At 65.2% G+C, this 18,921-nt stretch carries 18 protein-coding genes; 6 read left to right on the forward strand and 12 right to left on the reverse strand.

Annotated features, from left to right (window positions below; translation table 11 throughout):
- Nucleotides 1-10: 10 nt before the first annotated feature.
- Together BRAD285_RS24455 and BRAD285_RS24460 are read right to left on the reverse strand one after the other, a co-directional pair.
- The gene (locus BRAD285_RS24455) at nt 11-1,729 is read right to left on the reverse strand and encodes an ATP-binding protein (protein WP_035645498.1); all 1,719 of its coding nucleotides are present in this window, start codon (nt 1,727-1,729) and stop codon (nt 11-13) included.
- 233 nt (nt 1,730-1,962) lie between these two features.
- Entirely contained in the window at nt 1,963-3,531 is a 1,569-nt protein-coding gene (locus BRAD285_RS24460) for an FAD-dependent oxidoreductase (RefSeq protein ID WP_244422132.1), read from the reverse strand.
- Nucleotides 3,532-3,705: 174 nt separating this feature from the next.
- Here BRAD285_RS24460 and BRAD285_RS24465 point away from each other — a divergent pair, with 174 nt between their 5' ends.
- The 6 genes from BRAD285_RS24465 to BRAD285_RS24485 all read left to right on the forward strand — a co-directional run bounded on the left by BRAD285_RS24465 (nt 3,706) and on the right by BRAD285_RS24485 (nt 7,654).
- Nucleotides 3,706-4,110 (forward strand): nuclear transport factor 2 family protein, encoded by a 405-nt coding sequence (locus BRAD285_RS24465; RefSeq protein WP_035645493.1) that lies wholly within the window; start codon nt 3,706-3,708, stop codon nt 4,108-4,110.
- Between the two features lie 175 nt (nt 4,111-4,285).
- A complete protein-coding gene (locus BRAD285_RS24470; protein WP_006610821.1) occupies nt 4,286-4,666 on the forward strand; it encodes a hypothetical protein in 381 nt (126 codons plus the stop codon).
- A 2-nt stretch (nt 4,667-4,668) separates the two neighbouring features.
- Nucleotides 4,669-5,187 carry a hypothetical protein gene (locus tag BRAD285_RS24475; protein ID WP_006610820.1) on the forward strand — a complete coding sequence of 173 codons (519 nt, stop codon included), beginning with the start codon at nt 4,669-4,671 and terminating at the stop codon, nt 5,185-5,187.
- A gap of 92 nt (nt 5,188-5,279) precedes the next feature.
- On the forward strand, nt 5,280-5,441 hold the full coding sequence (locus BRAD285_RS35870; protein WP_172889804.1) for a hypothetical protein: 162 nt from the start codon (nt 5,280-5,282) through the stop codon (nt 5,439-5,441).
- Between the two features lie 49 nt (nt 5,442-5,490).
- The gene (locus tag BRAD285_RS24480; RefSeq protein WP_006610819.1) at nt 5,491-6,078 is read left to right on the forward strand and encodes a cysteine dioxygenase; all 588 of its coding nucleotides are present in this window, start codon (nt 5,491-5,493) and stop codon (nt 6,076-6,078) included.
- Entirely contained in the window at nt 6,038-7,654 is a 1,617-nt protein-coding gene (locus tag BRAD285_RS24485; RefSeq protein ID WP_006610818.1) for a rhodanese-like domain-containing protein, read from the forward strand. The genes BRAD285_RS24480 and BRAD285_RS24485 overlap by 41 nt, the downstream gene beginning before the upstream one ends.
- A 29-nt stretch (nt 7,655-7,683) precedes the next feature.
- On the opposite strand, the gene BRAD285_RS24490 is transcribed toward BRAD285_RS24485, so the two are convergent.
- The 10 genes from BRAD285_RS24490 to BRAD285_RS36570 are packed head-to-tail and all read right to left on the reverse strand — an operon-like array spanning nt 7,684 to nt 18,913.
- Nucleotides 7,684-10,050 (reverse strand): ATP-binding protein, encoded by a 2,367-nt coding sequence (locus BRAD285_RS24490; RefSeq protein ID WP_006610817.1) that lies wholly within the window; start codon nt 10,048-10,050, stop codon nt 7,684-7,686.
- Nucleotides 10,047-10,403 (reverse strand): Hpt domain-containing protein, encoded by a 357-nt coding sequence (locus tag BRAD285_RS24495; protein ID WP_006610816.1) that lies wholly within the window; start codon nt 10,401-10,403, stop codon nt 10,047-10,049. Before BRAD285_RS24495 ends, BRAD285_RS24490 begins: the two co-directional genes overlap by 4 nt.
- Complete coding sequence (locus BRAD285_RS24500) at nt 10,400-11,698, reverse strand: PP2C family protein-serine/threonine phosphatase (RefSeq protein ID WP_083846352.1); 1,299 nt, start codon at nt 11,696-11,698, stop codon at nt 10,400-10,402. The genes BRAD285_RS24495 and BRAD285_RS24500 overlap by 4 nt, the downstream gene beginning before the upstream one ends.
- Nucleotides 11,695-12,291, reverse strand: coding sequence for an ATP-binding protein (locus BRAD285_RS24505; RefSeq protein ID WP_244422129.1), 597 nt, complete (start codon nt 12,289-12,291; stop codon nt 11,695-11,697). Before BRAD285_RS24505 ends, BRAD285_RS24500 begins: the two co-directional genes overlap by 4 nt.
- A gap of 48 nt (nt 12,292-12,339) precedes the next feature.
- Nucleotides 12,340-12,639 carry an STAS domain-containing protein gene (locus BRAD285_RS24510; RefSeq protein WP_006610813.1) on the reverse strand — a complete coding sequence of 100 codons (300 nt, stop codon included), beginning with the start codon at nt 12,637-12,639 and terminating at the stop codon, nt 12,340-12,342.
- Nucleotides 12,640-12,648: 9 nt separating this feature from the next.
- Nucleotides 12,649-13,773: a methyl-accepting chemotaxis protein gene (locus tag BRAD285_RS24515; RefSeq protein ID WP_244422128.1), complete on the reverse strand. Its 1,125-nt coding sequence runs from the start codon at nt 13,771-13,773 to the stop codon at nt 12,649-12,651.
- Nucleotides 13,774-13,776: 3 nt separating this feature from the next.
- Nucleotides 13,777-14,835 (reverse strand): chemotaxis response regulator protein-glutamate methylesterase, encoded by a 1,059-nt coding sequence (locus BRAD285_RS24520; RefSeq protein WP_006610811.1) that lies wholly within the window; start codon nt 14,833-14,835, stop codon nt 13,777-13,779.
- The gene (cheD, locus tag BRAD285_RS24525) at nt 14,832-15,455 is read right to left on the reverse strand and encodes a chemoreceptor glutamine deamidase CheD (RefSeq protein ID WP_244422127.1); all 624 of its coding nucleotides are present in this window, start codon (nt 15,453-15,455) and stop codon (nt 14,832-14,834) included. Before cheD ends, BRAD285_RS24520 begins: the two co-directional genes overlap by 4 nt.
- Nucleotides 15,456-15,478: 23 nt before the next feature.
- The gene (locus BRAD285_RS24530) at nt 15,479-16,303 is read right to left on the reverse strand and encodes a protein-glutamate O-methyltransferase CheR (RefSeq protein ID WP_172889806.1); all 825 of its coding nucleotides are present in this window, start codon (nt 16,301-16,303) and stop codon (nt 15,479-15,481) included.
- 51 nt (nt 16,304-16,354) lie between these two features.
- A complete protein-coding gene (locus BRAD285_RS36570) occupies nt 16,355-18,913 on the reverse strand; it encodes a methyl-accepting chemotaxis protein (protein WP_283806898.1) in 2,559 nt (852 codons plus the stop codon).
- Nucleotides 18,914-18,921: the final 8 nt, after the last annotated feature.

The raw sequence follows: 18,921 nt of genomic DNA on the forward strand, positions 1-18,921 counted from the left end.
GCTCCTAAGGCTACTCCGCCGCCTCGACGAGCTGCTCGTGATCGCCGAGGTCGATGCCGCGGAAGATGGCGCAGCGACGGAAGACGGCGATGGTCGGGCGGACGCTCTTGTGGTGGCAATATTTGGCGACCAGCTTGGCCAGGCCCTTGATGTCGCGCCCCGACGCGCCGGGGAAGGTCTCCACCAGCTGCGCGATCACCGCCGTCTCGACCGTCAGCCCGAACTGATCGCACATCACCCGCCAGATCCGGCCCCGCGCCTCGGCGTCCGGCGCCTGGAACTTGATCAGCGCGATGCAGCGCGACACGATTGCTTCATCGATGTCGTCGATGCGGTTGGTGGTGAGGAACAAGAGACCGTTAAAATATTCGAGCACGCGCAGGAACACGCCGACGACGGCGTTCATCGTCATGTCGTCCTCGCGCCGCTTGATATAGACATCGGCCTCGTCGATCAGCATGACCGCGCCCCAGCGCTGCGCGCGCGTCAACGCATCCTTGAGCGCGCCCTCCATCGCCGCAACATTGAGGCCGAGCTGGCCGGAATGCACGCGATAGAGAGGCCGGCCGATGATCTCGGCGTAGACCTCCGCCGTCAGCGTCTTGCCGACACCCGGAGGTCCCGCGCACAGCACCGTGGTGCCCCCCGACTTGCCGGCGACGATGTCGTCCATCAGCAGGTCCATCTCGGCGGTGAGGATGTCGATCAGGTCGGTCTGCTCCTCGGGCAGCACCAGCTTCTGCTTCAGCTCGGGCTGATAGGCGTAAGGCGTCATGTCGTCGGCATGCACCCAGAGATAATGGTGCAGGTCGAGATGGAACATCAGCATGTACGGATGCACGGGAACGCGGCAGAAGACGCCTTTCGGGATCGCCGCCTTGGACTCCTCGACCTCCTGCTCGGCATCGTAGAGATTGCTCTTGGCGGCCTTGCGCAGATACTGACCGAGAATGTCGCCGGTCACCTCCAGCGTCAGCGCGCGCTCGGTCAGGATGCCCTCGTCATTGACGAGCCGCGCCGTACCGCCGCCGGACGACAGCACGATGACGTCCTTGCGCGACCAGTCCATATCGCGATGCGACGAGTTCGGATCATCCGCGAAAAAGCCGATGCCGCGGCCGGAGAACTGCGCGCCGTAGCGGCCGCGCCAGGCAAAGTAGCGCTCCGCCGTCTCGTCATAGGCTGCGATCAGCTCGGACGTTTCCTTGAGGAAACCCTTCGCGGCGAAGATCTCGGCGACCGTCTTGCCGACGATGTCGCCGACGGAGATCCGCAGCGTCGATGTCGTGATCGCGCCCTTGGCGTTGGCCTTGAGCTCGATGAAGACGCGGCCCGCCTCGTCGTTCGACGGCGCGGTGTAGTCGAGCCGGGTGACAACATAGGGCAGAGGCCGGTTGGCGACGTTGGCGGTAAACATCCAGCCTCGGATGGCACCGGAGATCAGATAGCGAGCGATCGCCGGCAGCACCTGCTCGAGCTCGTTTTCCGAGAAGCGCGTGCCGGAATCGCTGAAGGCGCGTTGCAGGGTTGCGATATGCGCGGCGCGGGCGTGCCATTCGGGGCCCGCCTTCTGATAGCTGTCGCGCAGAAAATCGAGCTCGGCGGTCGCGAGCTGCGCGAGGTTGACCTCGACCTTGTCGCCGAAGCGCAGCTGCTCCGTCAGCGAGGCGAGATGCGGAAAGGCGGTCGCCATCGCCTCGATGATCGGACGCTCGATCTGCAGTTTCATTGGAGCTCACTCGATCTTTACTTGGCCATCCTTCGAGACGCCCGCCTGCACGGCGGGCTCCTCAGGATGAGGATCTTTTTGCGGGAACCGTATTGACCCTCTCCATGAACACGCCTCCCGGCGTGTTCATGGTTGAGGTGCAGGCCTCCTTGGGTGCCAACCCCTCATGGTGAGGAGCGCCGCATGCGGCGCGTCTCGAACCATGAGGCCACCTGACGCAGGTGTCGCACATCTCACGACGACACGCCCGTGGGCTGGCGGGCCGCCTCGCCCTTCGCCAGCAGCAGGCGGTTGGCTGCGAGCGAGAACTCCTGCCATGCGGCGGCGACGTCGCGCAGGATGGTCTGCACGTAGTCCTTCGACGGCTTGTGCTCGAACGGGAAGTTCGACAGCGCGCAAGAGGTGCGATTGAAGGCGACGGCGTCGTCGAGCAGCGACTGCATGACGTCGCGGAACGGCTTCTGGATCTCCGGCATCAGCGCCGAGCGGCCGCGCTCGACCGTGACGTCGCGCATGTCGAAGGTCAGCGCATCCAGTACCTGCAGCGCCGCCGCGAACACCTGCTCGATCGCGCCGAGCACGGCGAGCTGCGTCAGCTGCTCGCGCTGCTGCGTGGCGAGGCTGCGGTTGAGCCGCTGCCGGTAGTCGTCGAAGGCCGCATCCCGTTGCGCTGCGACCCAGGAGGCGAACCAGGCCAGGCTGGCCTCGTTGCCGGACAGCCCCTCGCCGATTCCCGCCGCGCGCCCCGAGGTCTCGGTGGCAGCGCGCGCAAGCGCTCGCTCGATGCGCTTGGCCGCGTTCACGGCGCCTTCGAGATAGCCGGCGGCATGGCTTGCGGTCTCAGCGCCGCCGAGATGCAGCCGTCCTTCCCACAGCGCGCGCCTCAGCATCGGATTGGCAATCTCACTATGCTCGCCGCGCGGCGTGGTCCGATCCAGCGCGCTGCAGGTGAAGCGCTCGGTCGCCCAATCCTGGTAGTGCTGCTCGCCGCCGTCCAGCGCAGCGCCGAACAGCTGCACCATCTGACTGTCCATCAGCATCGGCAATCCGACACTAAACGCCTCGCGCAGATCGGGGGAAAACGCGAGGAAGCCGCCGAGCGCGGCGCGGTCGCCGCCCTCGTCGCAGGCGTCGTAGATCTCGCCGACCACGGCCTGCTCGTGACTGACGAAGGCGTTGCCCGACTGGCCCTTGTCGCGCCAATGCGCCTGCTCATAGGCGATCACGACCTTGGCCTGCGCGGCCATCCACGTCTCGGCGTTGCGCATCGCCTCGAATGTCGCATCATCGAGCGCCGGGAAGAAGCCGACATGATCGATCAGCAACCTCGGTGGCAGCGCCAGAACGGCGCGCTTCGCCTCGATGGCGACCGACTCCGTTTCGGTGGCGAAGATCAGCCGGACATGCGTGCCGCAATCGACGATGCGCATCAGCTCATGGCCGAGGTGGATGGTGGCCGGCGGCAGCTCCCGTGCCAGCGCCTCGATCAGCCGGGCCATGCCGCCGGACAGCCGGCGCGCGCCCTGGTGGACCGGTGGGCCGCTGATCTGTTCCGCCGTCTTGTCGGCCTCCTTCAGGTGCAGCACCGTGCCGTCGTCATGCTGGGCGAAATGCGACAACCCCAGCTCGGTAATCAGGCCGGTCAGCAGCGGCTGGGTCTCGGGCCAGAACCAGGTCGGACCGAGATCGAGCGCGAGCCCCGCTTTGCTCCTGGCCGACAGCACGCGGCCGCCCAGGCGATGTCGGGCTTCGAACAAGGCGAACGTGCCGCCGCGCTGCTGCAGGCTGCGCGCGAGTGCCATTCCGCACAATCCGCCACCGACAATGGCCGTTTCAAGCATGACAGGACCCCGATTGATGCGTTGCGATGTCATCTCGATGAGGTCTTGCAAGAAGCTTGCAAGTTTTTGTGAGCCCCGCATGTGCGATTCCAAACATTGCTTGATTTTCGCAAGCGGCTGTCCCACCTCATCCCGATGAGCGACGAGAGCCAGATCCTGGCCGCCAATGCGGCCTTCTACGCAGCCTTCGCGGCCGGCGATTTCGCCACGCTCGCTTCGCTCTGGGCCGATCGCGACGGGATCTCCTGCATTCATCCGGGCTGGCCGGCCATCGTCGGCCGCGCCGCCGTGATCGGCAGCTGGCGCGACATCCTCGGCAATCCGAGCCGCCCGCAGATCGTCTGCGCCGATCCGCACGCGATCGTCGACGGCGATCACGGCCACGTGCTGTGCATCGAGCTGGTCGACGGTGCTGCTCTGGCGGCGGCCAATCACTTCGTGCGGATCGATGGCGGCTGGCGCATGGTCCATCATCAATCCAGCCCGATCGCGCAGCTCGCCACGCCGGACGATGATACGGACGGCCACAGCCTGCACTGATCGTCCTGCCTTTGGCACGAAACTTGATCTGCTCTCCCTGACCGGCAGCAATGTCGGAGATTGTTGATTGTCGTCGCGTCGGATACGGGCCGGATCTCCGTATCGCGCGAGGCCATCGCGCGCTGCCAACAGCATCGCGCAGAGGCCACCGTGAAACATCGGACGGGAGACGGAGATGGCACGCGTACTGACCGCCTATTTGAAGCGCAGTGATGTGCCGGCTCGTTCATCGCTGCAGCAGGCCATCGACCGTCTGCCCTTTGCGCTCACGCTCGACCATGACTATGCGCCATTCAAAACCGACGGCTATCTGCCGTGCGCGCTCGACGGCGAGGATTCGGGCTTCGATCTGCGCTTCGCAGACTGCCCCGCCCTCCGCAACGACGGGCGCGACGTGATGATGACATTCAAATGGGGCGGCGATCCGCGCGAAGAGGCCGCAGCGCTGGCGGTGTGCGCCGCTCTTGCAACGGCCTTCGGCGCGATCGTCCAGCGTGACGGCGTCGCACTCTCACCCGACCACATGCTCGAACAGGCGAAGGGAGCACTGGTATGAACATGACGGCTCCACTTCAACCCACCGCGATCCATGCCGTGCCGGCCGAGTTGTGCGACTGCGGCTTCCGCGTGCTGATGATCCGGCAGTTCAATGTCGGCGCCGTGCCGCCGGCCTTCGCCATCATCGACCAGCGCATCATGCGCATGCCGCAGCGGCTCGGACGCCACGGCGTCTCGTTTGCCGCGACCTTCCTGCCCGAGGTGATGTCCTGGTTGATCGAGCATCTCGGCCGGCCGTCGCTGCACGACGAGACCGGCCGCTCCTATCGCAATCCGCGCTGGCCGGTGGTGTGCTGGCATGATCGGGAACGCTATTGGCCGAGCGGCGCCGTCACGGTCGAGTGGTCCGCCGAGGTCGCGTTCCAGGATCACGCCTCGTGGATGGCCTTCCGCACCCATTGGTCGGAGAGCCTGATGGGACGGAATGCCGACCCCGACACGACGATCGGAGAAGCGGAGCCGCGCGACCTGCATGATGCGGAAAAAGAATTTTCCGACGCTGCGTTTCAGCGAGCATGATTTGTCAAACTGCATTCGCCCCGCGGACCGCTCTGTTCGATGGCCGTCGCAGCGTGATAGCTTTTAAGTGATGAAATCGCACGGAGGCGGTCATGCACTACGTCTCATGGCTTGGTCATTGGTTCGGTCATCTGCTGCCGCAACGGCTGACTGACTCGAGCGTGGTCCGGCGCGAGCTCATCGTCCGGCGCCCGGCCGCAGAGCTGTCGCACGAGGACCTGTTCTACATCGCGATGCTCGGTCCCCACGTCTGAGCAGACCATCGGCGCTGCCCGCCATTTCCGACACCACACGAGTCCCGACATGACCGACATTGCGCGTCTCCGCGACTTCGTCGCCGACACCGCACGCCTCGTCGCAACCACGACACACGAGCCCGAGCTGCTGGCCGCCCTTGCTCCCAGGCTGCAGGAACTGGTCGCGCATGACGACTGGCTGCCCGAGGCCTATGCCGTGGCCGATGGCCACCGCTACCGGCAATATCTGCTCTATGCCGATCCGCTGGAGCGTTTCTCGATCGTCAGCTTCGTCTGGGGCCCGGGCCAGGGCACGCCGGTGCACGATCATCGCGTCTGGGGCCTGGTCGGCGTGCTGCGCGGCGAGGAGACCTCGGTGAGCTATGCGCGGGGGCTGGATGGCCGCCTGCACGCAGGGCCGCCGGAGCGGCTGCGGGCTGGACAAACCGCCGCGGTGTCGCCAAGGATTGGCGACATCCACGCCATCTCCAACGGTCTGGCGGACCGCTCCTCGATCAGCATCCACGTCTATGGCGGCAATATCGGCCGCATCCGTCGCGCGGTATATGATCCGGACACCGGCGCCGCCAGAGACTTCATATCTGGATATTCGAATGACAGCGTCCCCAACCTCTGGCCCGACCGCAACGCTTGATGATGTTGCAGTCACGACACCGACCGAGTTGCGGCGACGCTGGCGCGCTCAGGAAGAGGTGGCGCTGCTGGATGTCCGCGAGGAAGGTCCCTACTCGCTGTCTCATCCGTTCTTCGCCGTGTCGCTGCCGCTCTCCCAGATCGAGCTTCGTATTCTCGACCTGATTCCGCGGCTGACCGCGCCGGTCGTCGTCTATGATGACGGCGAAGGCTACGCCGCGCGCGCCGTGCCGCGCATCCGCGCACTCGGCTATACCGATGTGAGCGTTCTCGAAGGCGGGCTGTCGGGCTATGCGCGGGTCGGCGAGGTGTTCCGCGACGTCAACGTACCGAGCAAGGCGTTCGGCGAGCTGGTCGAGGCCATCCGGCATACGCCGTCCTTATCGGCGGACGAGGCCAAGGCGCTGATCGAGCGCGAGAGCAATCTCGTGGTGCTCGACGCCCGACGCTTCGAGGAATACCGCACCATGAGCATTCCGCGCGGGGTCAGCGTGCCCGGTGGCGAGCTCGCCTTCCGGGCGCGCGAGATTGCGCCGTCGCCGGACACCACGATCATCGTCAATTGCGCCGGTCGCACGCGCTCGATCATCGGCACGCAGTCGCTGATCAATGCGGGCTTGCGCAACAAGATCTACGCGCTGCGCAACGGCACGATCGGCTGGACGCTCGCCGGCCACCAGGTCGAGCGCGGCAGGACTGCGCGCATGCTGGAGCGGCCGCAGGCGAGCTACGCGGCCGCGCTGGCCGATGCCAAAGCATGGGCTGAGCGGGTCGGCGTCAAGGTGCTCGATGCCGCGACCTTCGCGCGCTATCAGGCGGAGGCCGGCACGCGCACGCTGCATTGCCTCGACGTCCGCACGCCCGAGGAATACGCCGCCGGCCACCCGGACGGCTTCGCATCGGCGCCGGGCGGACAATTGGTGCAGGCGACCGACGAATGGGTCGGCGTGCGCGGCGCGCGCCTGGTGCTGTTCGACGATGACGGCGTGCGCGCGCGCATGACCGCGTCCTGGCTGAGGCAGATGGGCTGGGATGCGTCGATCATCGGCCCGGATGTGGTCGCGCCGGCGGAGACCGAGATCCGCGCGCCGCGACGGCCCGTATTGCCCGACATCGGCACCGCCGCGATCGATGTTGCCGAGCTCGCCACCAACAAGCATGCGTGGACGATCGTCGATCTCACCCGTAGCCCGAGCTACAAGGCGGGGCACATTGCGGGCGCGCATTTCGTGCTGGCGTCGCGCTTCGCGACGGACCTTGCCAAGCTGCCCGGCGACGGCCCGCTGGTGCTGACGAGCAACGACGGCGACGAAGCCGCATTTGCACTGGTCGACGCGCGTCTCGCGACCCCGCGGCAGCTGCGCGTACTCACGGGCGGCAACCGGGCTTGGACGCAAGCCGGCCACGCGCTTGAAACGGATCGCCAGTCGTGGATCTCGACGCCTGACGACGTCTACAAGCGCCCCTATGAAGGCACCGACAATGCCGCCGAGGCGATGCAGGCCTATATCGACTGGGAGCTTCAGCTGGTCGCCCAGCTTGCCAACGATTCGGTCTCGAACTTCCACGTCGTGTAGTTCGACATGCACGTCCGCATCGGCTGGCGCTACGACACGAACATGTCGAGCTGGCCGAGGCGGCCGGGCTGCAGCGGCGGCGCGTCGGCATATTGCGGAAGCGCCCAGCGGCGGATGGCGTCGAACAGCAGCGGCGGCTGGATCGGTTTGGTGACGTAGTCGTTCATGCCGGCGGCGAGATAGGTCTCGCGCTCGCCGACCAGTGCGTTGGCGGTGAGGGCGATGATTGGCACGTGGCGCTCGGGGCCCGGCAGCTGGCGGATGGCCTTGGTCGCGGAGATGCCGTCCATCTCCGGCATCTGCACGTCCATCAGCACGAGATCGTAGGGCTTCTCGGACACCGCCGCGACCGCCTCGATGCCATTGGCGACGATGGTGGGCTTGAATCCCTGCTTCACCAGCAGGCTGTGAATCAAGGTGACGATGATCGGACTATCCTCCGCGACCAGGATCTCGAGCGCCCGGTCCGATGACAGCATGACCGGCTCGGCCAGGAGCACCGGCTTCTGACCGAGCTGGCACCTCGCCTCGAACCAGAAGCGGCTGCCGCGACCGAGCTCGCTGTCGACGCCGATGCTGCCGCCCATGATGGTGCAGAGCTGCCTGCAGATCGCAAGCCCAAGGCCGCTGCCGCCATATTTGCGCGAGATCGAGGTGTCGGCCTGGACGAACGGATCGAAGATCTGGGCCTGGATCTCCGGCGACATCCCGATGCCGGTGTCGATCACCTCGATGCGAAGCACGATGGCGCCGTCGTCCTGCTCGCGATGCGCAGCACGCAATTCAATGGAGCCCTGCTCGGTGAACTTGATGGCGTTGGCGACCAGGTTCAGCATCACCTGCCGGATCCGCGTCGGATCGCCCTTCAGGAATCGCGGCAGTCCCGGCGCCAGGCCGACCTTGAGATCGAGACCGCGCTTCCTGGCCTTTTCGCCCATGAACGAGGCCGCGCTCTCGACCAGATTCGACACATCGAAGTCGATGCATTCCGACTGCAGGCGGCCTGCTTCGAGCTTGGAGAAGTCGAGGATGTCGTTGATGACCTCGAGCAGCAGGTCGGCGGATTCCTTGGCCAGCGCAGTGTAGCGCTTCTGCTCCTCGGTCAGCGAGGTCCCCCGCAACAGATCGACCATGCCGACCATGCCGCTGAGCGGGGTCCTGATCTCGTGGCTCATGATCGCGAGGAAGTCGGACTTGGCGCGGTTGGCGGCTTCCGCGGCATCACGCGCGGCGCGCAGCTCGGCGCCCGTCGCTTCGAGCTCCCGCTTCTGCCGCTCGAGGTCGGAACGGATCGCTTCGACATAAGCGAGCTTCTGCTCGAGCTCGGCCTGGACCGTCTTGAAGGCGGTGATGTCGGTCACGAGGCAGACCGTGCCGCCGTCGGAGATCCGGTGGTCGACACTCTGGATCCAACGTCCGTTGAGCTCGCGATGCTCGATCATGCGGCTACCGCCGAGGTGCCAGGCGCGCTTACGCGCGAGCCAGTCCTCGAAGCCGTCACCCTTGGAACGCATCAGCCCGTGATCATGCGCCTTCCGCATCAGGTCGGTGAACGGGATGCCGGGCCGCATCAGCGTCGTCCACCCTGGAAACATCTCGCGGAATCGCGTGTTCGACAGCACGAAGCGATCGTCCTTGTCGAACAGCACGAATCCATTCGTGAGCGCCTCGATTGCGTCGAGCAGCAGCTGTTGCGCCTGATCGGCGGCGATCTCCGCCAGCTTTCGTTCGGTGATGTCCTGGACGATACCGAAGCGCTCGCGGAAGCCGCCGTCGATATCGTCCGTCGGGTCGGCGACGACCCGGATCCAGCGGATCTCGCCGTCCGGACGAACGATGCGAATGTCCTGCTTCAGCGCGCCGCCTGTTGCCAGCGTGCGCTGCCTCGCGCGGATGTAGCTGCTCACATCCTCCGGGTGGATGATCTCGATCATCCTGGTGAAGGCGACGCTGGGCTCTTGCTCCAGGCCGGTGATATCGAACAGCTCCTCCGACCAGACCGCGGATTCACCGCCTTCCGCCGTCATCCAATGGCCGATACGACCGATCCGTTGCGCTTCGTTGAGGAGCCTCGTCGTCTGGGCCAACTGCTCGTTCTGCTGTCTCAGAACCTCCGCCATCGCCACCGCCTGGCGGCTGTTGCGGATCAGCATCGACGTCAACACGACCATGATGATGACGACGGCGACCGCGAGCATCAGCAGCGAGACCAGCCAGTCGTGCTTCAGATCCGTCATCTGCTCGACGGCGATGATGGTGAGCGACGCCGTCCCGACAGAGGTGACGACAGTCCGAAGCCGTGCGCCCGGCTCGACCGCAGCAGGCACTTGCCGCGGCCTGCCGCCGGGATCGGCGCAAGACGGACTTTGCACCTCGCCGGGGACTGCCCGCCTCATAGGCGCTCTGCAGCTCGTGTCAGAGCATCGGTCGTGGCGTCGATGGTCTCGTCGAGAGGCGGCAGATGCGCTTCGATCTCTTCAGCCGTTGCCAGCTCGAGCTCGATCACCCGCGCCAGTTCGGCAAGGCGCGCGGCGCCGAGGCTGGACGATGAGCCTTTCAGGACGTGGGCCGCCTTGCGGGCCCGCGGCAGATCGTCGGCCGCGAGCGCGGCCTTGATGGCGGCGAGCCCCGCAGCGGCGGCTGAGGGAAGCGCGACCAGCATTGCGCGCAGTTCGTCTGGATCGAGCGCGGCCTGCAGAAGATCGAGCTGATCCTGATCGATCAGCGGGACGGTGGCGGCGACGCTCACGTCAGCGGCCTCCCGCAGGACGAGGTCGCCGCCAGCTGCGTCGTGGCGCGATCGATCGAGCCCTGGCCGCGCTGGCGCGGCTTCCCGCGCCGATCGAGGCACACGATCGTCGTGTCGTCGGGCAACGGGCAACTATCACTCATGCCGGCCGTGGCGCAGAGCCGCTGGATGACCTCCTGCGGCGTGAGCGCGGGCTCGCAGGCATTGAGCGCCGCCTGCAGCCCATCGTCACCGACCCGGGCTCCTGTGGCATCTGGAAATTCGGAAAGCCCATCGCTGAACAGCAGCAGCAGCGAGCCGACCGGGAACTTGCGGCGCGAGGTGCGATAGCGCACGCCGCGCTCGACCCCGAGCGGAAAGCCGCTGCTGTCACAGAGGCGCGCGCGACTGTTCGCTCCCTGGACCAGAATGGCCGGCGGCGCACCTGCGGAGGCGCATTTCAACACGCCGGCGCGATGATCCACGACCACGTACATGAAGGTCGCGAACTGTCCGACGCGCAACAAGCGGACGAGACGCTCGTTCAGCATCGAGAGCAATGCGCCGGGATCGTCGTGCAGCCCCTTGTATTCATGGATCAGCGCATGCAGGCGAAACGTATTCAAGGCCGCATTGATGCCGTGCCCCGTGAAGTCGGCGAGAAAGATTCCGAATGCGCCATTGTTGATCGGCAGCATGCCCCAGAGATCGCCGCCGAGCTCCGAGGACGACCTGTTGTAGCTGGCGATGCGCAGGTCTGCCGTCCGGGCCGCCCATTGCAGGGTGATGGGATCCGGCAGCAGCTCGACCTGCATGCGGCGGGCGGCTTCGAGCTCCCGCGAGATGCGCTCGCGATAGTCGCGCAAGGCGCGCAGCGAGTTCCAGCGTTCGAGATGCACCACCACCCGGGCGATCAGCTCCGACGGATTGATCGGCTTGGACAGGAAATCGGACGCGCCCGCGGAAAACAGCTCGCCCATCTTCTTGCGGTCGACGGTGGCGGTCTGCACCAGGATCGGCGCATCGGCGAAATCGGGCTGCGCGCGGATCTGGCGGCAGACCTCCAGGCCGCTCATATCCGGCATCTGCATGTCGAGCAGCAGCAGGTCGGGCCGAAAGCGCCGCACCTGCTCCATGGCCGACAGCCCGCCCTCGGCAAATTCGATATTGGTGAACTTCTGCGCACGCAGCACGCCGGCGACCAGACGCCGGCACAACGGATCGTCGTCGGCGATCAGGATCCTCGCATCCGCGAGCCCTTCCGGCACGATGCGCTCGTCGACCGCGGTCTCGACGGTGTCCATGAGCGGGCTCATCGCTGAAACTCCAGCCGCACCGTCGTGCCGCCGTTCAGCACCGTCACGGCATCGGAGAAGACCTGAAGGATCTCCAGCCCCCGTCCCGACGCGCCGTCGTCGGCTGCCGGGCGGACGCTGCCGTAGTCGTAGCCGTCTCCGCTGTCGCCGATCGTGATCGCAATGCCGGTTGCAGTCCAGGCCGCGTCGAGGCGGATGATGGCGCCGCCGATCTCAGGCGAGTTCAGCCTGGTCTCGATGATCTCCTGGGCCGCGATCAGGCCATCGAGGCTGGCGCGGAGCTCGGCGTCGATCCGCAGATTGCCATGCAGGACGGCATTCATCAGCGCTTCCTGCGCCGCGCTGTGGATCCTGATCCGCAGGTCGTCGGTGAGCGGCAGCCGCGCCCGCAGCGCCTCCACGAACGTCTTCACGATCGAATGGCGATAGGCGGACCGTGTCGTGACGATCAGGCCCAGGTGATCGCCGGCGGCCGGCTCAACGTCGCGACCAACGTTGCCGCGGTCGACGATGCCGGCTTCAAGGCACTGCCGCACGGGCGATGCGAGCGCCGCCTGCAACGTCTCCTCGGAGACGCCATCCCAGAACGACACGCACGCATCCGCGTCAACCGGCTCATCGACCGACACGCACATCGAACGTCACTCCTCCACCTTGAAGAGCGTGTTGAACTTGGTGACGGAGAACATGCGCTTCACCTGGCCGCTCGGCCGGCGAAGGATCAGCTCGCGATCGCTCTTCTTGGCCTCGTCCCGCGCCAGCAGCAGCATGCCCAATCCGGCGGAGTCAATGAAATCGAGCTTCGAAAGGTCGATCACCACGGCCTTGCCGGGCGCGGCGAAAATCTCGGTGACCATCTGCTTGAAAGGAATATGGTCGGTGAAGGTGAACTCGCCGCTCATCGCAATCTGCCCGTCGGCGGTGTCGATCTGCATCTGCATGAAAGCCCCCTAGAAGAGTTCGACCGTTCCGGTCTCGGTTGGAGCAGCGACAACCTCGCCGTGATCAACCGGCTGCCTGCCCTCGATGATCTGCGCGACGAACCGCGACCTCATTTCGCCGAGCGTGAAGCGATCGAGCATCGCCTTCACCCATTCATTGTCACTCGTCGTCTCGACGACCGGCGTATCGAGCGTCTCCGCCGTCGTCGTCTTCAACTCGTCGAGCGCCTCATCGACGACGCGCAGCGTATCCACGACATGCTCCAGCCGCTGCCGCGTCCGGTCCTGGAACTGGATCCCGGTCACCATGCCGGCGACATCAGCCGAGATCACCTCCGCCTCCTTCATGGCCTCGCCGACCACCTCGGTGAGATTGCCGCTGCGCTGGATCAGCGCGTTCATCAGCACCTCGAGCCGATCCTTGGCCATCAGGTTCTGCGACATGTCGATGGTGGCGACGCGCTGCAAGGTCGCATGTCCATTGGCAATGCCTTCGGTGACCGCCTTCAGCTCGGCATCCATGTCGACCGACAGGCGCTGCGTCGCGCCCGACAATTCCCGCACCTCTCCGGCGACCACCCGGAAGGCAGCGCCCGCCGTGCCGGCGCGCTCCGCCTCGATCCGTGCATTGAGCGCCAGCATGTTGGTGACCTTGTTGATCTTGTTGAGCTCCTCCATGCAGCTGTCGACACGATTGACGTTCGCGTTGAGCTCGCTCAGCGCGTAGACCATCGACATGGCGTCCTTGGACAGCAGCAGGATCTTCTCGACGACATCGCTCAAGGTTTCCTCGAGCAGGCCGGCGATACGATCGATCGCCACCGCCTCGCCATCGACCTCGATGCCCATCGCAAGCTTGCTCAGGCTCTCGACGCGCCGGGTCTGCTGGTCGGCGCACACCGCCAAACGCTGGAACTTGCCGCTCAGACTGTCCGCCTCCGTTTCGACGACGGAGGATGTCTGCTGAATCTCGCTGACCAGCGTCCTGATGACGCGCTGCTGCACGTTGGCGAATGCGATCCAGCGACGCATCAGGTCGTCTTGCCGTTGCGGGATCTCAGGCGCGAGCGCGGGCGCCGGCTCGGGGCCAGCCGGCTCGGCCTCGGCCGCGTTGCTGCTTCTCCAACCGAACATGAGCTAAACCCTGACTCCGCGCGCAGCGAGCGCTTCACACCGCTTGAGGACATGATCGACGATCTTGCCGAGCGGCAGCTCGATCTCCACGGCGCCGTTGTCGCGCGCTGCCTTTGGCATGCCGTAAACGACGCAACTTGCCTCGTCCTGACCAATCGTCGGGGCTCCGGCCGAACGCATTTCGAGAAGGCCCATCGCGCCGTCCCGGCCCATGCCGGTGAGGATGATGCCGATCGCATTGGGGCCGGCGGCATGGGCGACCGAGCGGAACAGCACGTCCACCGAGGGCCGATGCCCAGACACCGCCGGCTCGTCATGGACGCGGCAGACGTAGTTCGCGCCGTTGCGCGCGAGCTCGAGATGGAAGCCTCCCGGTGCGATATAGACGTGCCCGGGCAGCACGCGCTCGCCGTTCTCGGCCTGCTTGACCGTCACCGCGCAGAGCTGGTTGAGCCGGCTGGCGAACGAAGCTGTGAACATCGCCGGCATGTGCTGGGTGACAACGACCGCCGGCACGTCCGACGGAAGCGCCGTCAACAGTTCCTGCAGCGCCTCCACTCCCCCAGTCGACGCGCCGATCGCGATGATCTTCTCCGAGGAATTGTAGGTGACGCCGGGCCGCTGCACGGGCCTGACCTGCTCGCCCGACCTCGGCCGGATATTCGCCACGGCGGCCGCCTTGACCTTGCCGATGATCTCATTGCGCAGGGCCGGCAATCCCTCGACCAGCCCGACGACTGGTTTGGCGATGCAGTCGAAGGCGCCCATTTCCAGCGCGCGTACGGCCGTATCAGCGCCCTTCTGGGTGAGCGACGAGATCATCAGCACCGGCATCGGCCGCAGCGACATGATCTTGTCGAGAAAGGCGAGGCCATCCATGCGCGGCATCTCGATGTCGAGGGTGACGACATCCGGGGTGAGACTCTTGATCATGTCGCGGGCGACGATCGGATTCGGCGCAGCCCCGACGACATCGATCGCGGGATCGCTCGACAGGATTTCGGTCAGGACCTGGCGAACGAAGGCGGAGTCGTCGACGATCAGGACACGGATGGCAGTCATGGGACTTCCTCAAACAGTTCGACCGAGCCGGCCACGGGATCGGCCTGAATTCTGGATTGGTAAGAGGACTCGTTGCGCAGCACGGCATCGCGGTCATTGCGCGGCAGCTCCAGCATGAGCACTCTTCCGCTAACGGGAAAATAATGAACCCGGCGCGGCAGTGCGCCGCGCAGATGGCGCGCCGCGATCGGGAGATCTTCCGTTGCCAGGTAATCCTCGACGAAGTCGGCGTTGCGGTGCCCGATCTTGGCCAGGCCGTTGAGGACGTTGGCGCCGCCGAACACCTTGATCTCGAGCCGCCCGCGCATGCCGCCACGAACCAGAACGTCGTTGATCAGGCGCTCCATCGCGACATTGCCATAGCGCATGCCGGCGGACGCGTGTCCCCAGTCACCAGAGGCTTCGGGCAGCATGAAATGGTTCATGCCACCGACCTGGACGACCGGATCTCGGATGCAGGCCGCGACGCAGGAGCCGAGGACGGTCACCAGCATCTCATCAGGCTGGTTGCTGACATAGTGCTCACCGGGCAGCACCTTGACGGCGAACGCTTCGAAACGTCGGTCGAAGTAGCGACATGGCTCCGCGGGGCCGTCATCCTTCCTCGCTGCGTGACGCACATGATGCCACTTCGATCTCGCCCTCATGGTCCGACTTTCCGATAGATCGTTCTGCCGACCAGTTCGAAGCGATCAGTGATGCCAAGAAGATTCTCGGAATGACCGACGATGAGCCAGCCATCCGGCTTGGTGATGTCAGCGTAACGGTTGAACAGCCGCGTTTGCGTCGGCTTGTCGAAGTAGATGACCACGTTGCGGCAGAAGATCACGTCGAACGGTCCAGACATTGGCCAACGCTCGAGCAAATTGAGATGGGCGAACGTGATGAGATCGCATAGTTCGTCGTTCATCACGACGTTGCCGTCCTGGACCGTCGTGAATCGATTTTTCATGGCGGCCGGTATGCCCTCCGCCCTTTCCGCGTCGTAGATTCCGCGCGCCGCGTGCGCGATCACATTGGTGTCGAGGTCGGTCGCGAGAATCTTGACGTCCCACCCAGCCAACGACTTTCCGCTGTTGTGGATCGCCATCGCGATGCTGTAGGGCTCCTCCCCGCTCGAACAGCCCGCCGACCAGATGCGGATGCGCCGCGTGTCGCTGTTGGCCGTCATGAGCTCCGGCAGGATCACGCGCGCCAGGTGGTCAAGGTGATGCGATTCGCGAAAGAAGCTGGTGTGATTGGTCGTGACGGCGTTGATGAAGTTGCGTAGCTCGCTATCCCCGTCGCTCGTCTCCAGCAGTTTGCAATATTGGGAGAAGTTGTTCAGCCCGAGCGCGCGCAGCCGCCGGCTGAGACGACCATGAATGAACGCGCGCTTGCGCTCGCTCAGCACGATTCCAGCCGTGTCCATCACGAGCTTGGACAACGTTCGAAAGTCTCTGTCTTGTAAGGCGAACTCTTCTTCCACCACCATCTCCCAACACCCTGAGGGGCGCCACCAGGGCGCCCCTCTTGGCGATCAGAATTCCTTCCAGTCCGCGTCGTTGCCGCCGACGACGCGACGACGCGACCGGTCGGGCTCGGGAGCGCGGGTCGGGGCCACCGGCGGTCGCTGCGCCGGCTTGCCGGCTCCAGCGCGCAGCCCGGCAAGCTTCTCCTTGCTCGCGCCCAGCGACCGATCGACCACCGGATTTCCGGTTCGGGCTGGTGGAGCCTGGCTCTCGAACTCCGGCAGCACCATGAAGCGGCCGACCATCTCGGTCATGGCCGCGGTCTGCTCCTCCATGGATTTGGCGGCGGCGGCGGCCTGCTCGACCAGCGCGGCGTTCTGCTGCGTGACCTTGTCCATCTGCGTGACCGCGTTGTTGACCTGCTCGATGCCGCCACGCTGCTCCTGCGACGCCGCCGAGATCTCGGCCATGATGTCGGTGACTCGCTTCACCGACTGGACGATCTCCTCCATCGTCTTGCCGGCGGTATCGACCAGGCGCGAGCCCGACTCGACCTTCGAGACCGAGTCCGAGATCAGCCCCTTGATCTCCTTGGCAGCGTTGGCGCTGCGCTGGGCCAGGTTGCGCACCTCCGCGGCCACGACGGCGAAGCCGCGCCCCTGGTCGCCGGCGCGCGCAGCTTCGACCGCGGCATTCAGCGCCAGAATGTTGGTCTGGAACGCGATCTCGTCGATCACACCGATGATGTCGGCGATCTTGCGGCTCGCCTGCGTGATGCCATCCATGGTCTGCACGACCTCGGCGACCACTGCACCGCCCTTGATCGCGACGTCCGATGCCGACGATGCGAGCTTGTTGGCCTGCTGCGCATTCTCGGCGTTCTGCCGCACGGTCGAGGTGAGCTCCTCCATGCTGGCCGCCGTTTCTTCCAGGCTGGCCGCCTGCTCTTCGGTGCGCTGCGACAGGTCGGTGTTGCCGCTCGCGATCTCGCGGGCCGCGCTCGACAGCGTATGCGAGCTGTCCGACACCTCCCCGATCATCGAGGACATCGTATCGAGGAGACCGTTGACCCCCTCGCAGAGCTCCAGAATCTCACCGGCCTTGTTATCCATCGGAATGCGCGGACGGAGGTCGTTCTGCTTCGCTGAAGCCACCGCGTCCTGGATCTGACCGGCGGCAATTCGCAACGCTTCGGCAGCCTTCACCTGCGCAGCCATCGTGTCCAGCAGACCGTTCACGCCGGAGCAGAGCTCGCCGAGACCGCCAGACTTTCCGGCCATCGAAATCCGCGGCTCCAGATCGTTCGCCTTCGCCGCAGCGACGACCTCCTGGATCTGGCCGACCGTGGTCTCGAGCGCTTGCGCCGCCTTCACCTGCTCGGTGACGTCGGTGGCATATTTCACCACCTTGAAAGGCTTGCCATCGGGACCCATGATCGGATTGTAGCTGGCCTGGATCCAGACCTCCTTGCTACCCTTGCCGATGCGCTTGTACTGGCCGGCGTCGTATTCGCCGCGGCCCAGCTTGTCCCAGAACATTCGATATTCGTTGGAGCTTCTATAGGCGGACTCGACGAACATCGAGTGATGCTGGCCCTTGATCTCGCCGAGCGTGTAGCCCAGCGCATTCAGGAAGTTGTCGTTGGCATTGAGAACCTTGCCATCCATCGTGAACTCGATGACGGCCTGCGCCTTGCCGATGGCCGCGATCTGACCGCTGAAGTCGGCGTTGCGGATCACCTCTTCGGTGATATCGGTGGCATATTTCACCACCTTGAACGGCCTGCCGTCCGGCCCCATGATCGGATTGTAGCTGGCCTGGATCCAGATCTCCTTGCCGCCCTTGCCGATGCGCTTGTACTGGCCGGCGTCGTATTCGCCGCGACCGAGCTTGTCCCAGAACATCCGATACTCGCTGGAGCTGCGGTAGGCGCCGTCGACGAACATCGAATGATGCTGACCCTTGATTTCACCAAGGGTATAGCCAAGCGTTTTCAGGAAGTTCTCGTTCGCATTGAGAATCTTGCCGTCCATCGTGAACTCGATCACCGCCTGGGCCTTGTTGATGGCGCTGATCTGGCCGCTCAAATCGGCATTGCGCATCACCTGCTCGGTGATGTCGGTCGCGCATTTCACCACGCGATATGGCTTCCCCTTGGAGTCCATCATCGGGTTGTAGCTGGCCTGGATCCAGACCTCGCGGCCGCCCTTGCCGATCCGCTTGTACTGACCCGCATCGTATTCACCGCGGCCGAGCTTCTCCCAGAACAGCCGGTACTCGTGACCCGTGCGATCGGCGGAATCGACGAACATCGAGTGATGCTGCCCCTTGATCTCGGCCAGTGAATAGCCCAGCGCATTCAGGAAATTGTCGTTGGCATCGAGAATGGTGCCGTCGAGCGCAAAGGTGATCACAGCCTGGGATCGCTTGATGGCCGCAAGCTGTGCAGCGATGTCCGCCATCTGACCGTCCCGCGCGGGCATGCGGTCCGGGGCAGACGCCGCCTTGGCGGCAGGCCGTGCCCGGCTGCTGCGCGACCGGGCCTTCTTGGTTGCCGCGTTCTCCTCGCCGGGGGCGCCGTCGGCGGTGAAGTCCTGCATGATGTTGTCCTCGAAAGTGTCGCTCATGACGATCT

The organism is Bradyrhizobium sp. ORS 285, assembly GCF_900176205.1.
GTDB lineage: Bacteria > Pseudomonadota > Alphaproteobacteria > Rhizobiales > Xanthobacteraceae > Bradyrhizobium.

Coding starts and splice junctions, on each gene's coding strand:
- BRAD285_RS24455 (WP_035645498.1), bottom strand. CDS start 1,729: ATGAAACTGCAGATCGAGCGTCCGATCATCGAGGCGATGGCGACCGCC.
- BRAD285_RS24460 (WP_244422132.1), bottom strand. CDS start 3,531: ATGGCACTCGCGCGCAGCCTGCAGCAGCGCGGCGGCACGTTCGCCTTG.
- BRAD285_RS24465 (WP_035645493.1), top strand. CDS start 3,706: ATGAGCGACGAGAGCCAGATCCTGGCCGCCAATGCGGCCTTCTACGCA.
- BRAD285_RS24470 (WP_006610821.1), top strand. CDS start 4,286: ATGGCACGCGTACTGACCGCCTATTTGAAGCGCAGTGATGTGCCGGCT.
- BRAD285_RS24475 (WP_006610820.1), top strand. CDS start 4,669: ATGACGGCTCCACTTCAACCCACCGCGATCCATGCCGTGCCGGCCGAG.
- BRAD285_RS35870 (WP_172889804.1), top strand. CDS start 5,280: ATGCACTACGTCTCATGGCTTGGTCATTGGTTCGGTCATCTGCTGCCG.
- BRAD285_RS24480 (WP_006610819.1), top strand. CDS start 5,491: ATGACCGACATTGCGCGTCTCCGCGACTTCGTCGCCGACACCGCACGC.
- BRAD285_RS24485 (WP_006610818.1), top strand. CDS start 6,038: ATGACAGCGTCCCCAACCTCTGGCCCGACCGCAACGCTTGATGATGTT.
- BRAD285_RS24490 (WP_006610817.1), bottom strand. CDS start 10,050: ATGAGGCGGGCAGTCCCCGGCGAGGTGCAAAGTCCGTCTTGCGCCGAT.
- BRAD285_RS24500 (WP_083846352.1), bottom strand. CDS start 11,698: ATGAGCCCGCTCATGGACACCGTCGAGACCGCGGTCGACGAGCGCATC.
- BRAD285_RS24510 (WP_006610813.1), bottom strand. CDS start 12,639: ATGCAGATGCAGATCGACACCGCCGACGGGCAGATTGCGATGAGCGGC.
- BRAD285_RS24515 (WP_244422128.1), bottom strand. CDS start 13,773: ATGTTCGGTTGGAGAAGCAGCAACGCGGCCGAGGCCGAGCCGGCTGGC.
- BRAD285_RS24520 (WP_006610811.1), bottom strand. CDS start 14,835: ATGACTGCCATCCGTGTCCTGATCGTCGACGACTCCGCCTTCGTTCGC.
- BRAD285_RS36570 (WP_283806898.1), bottom strand. CDS start 18,913: ATGAGCGACACTTTCGAGGACAACATCATGCAGGACTTCACCGCCGAC.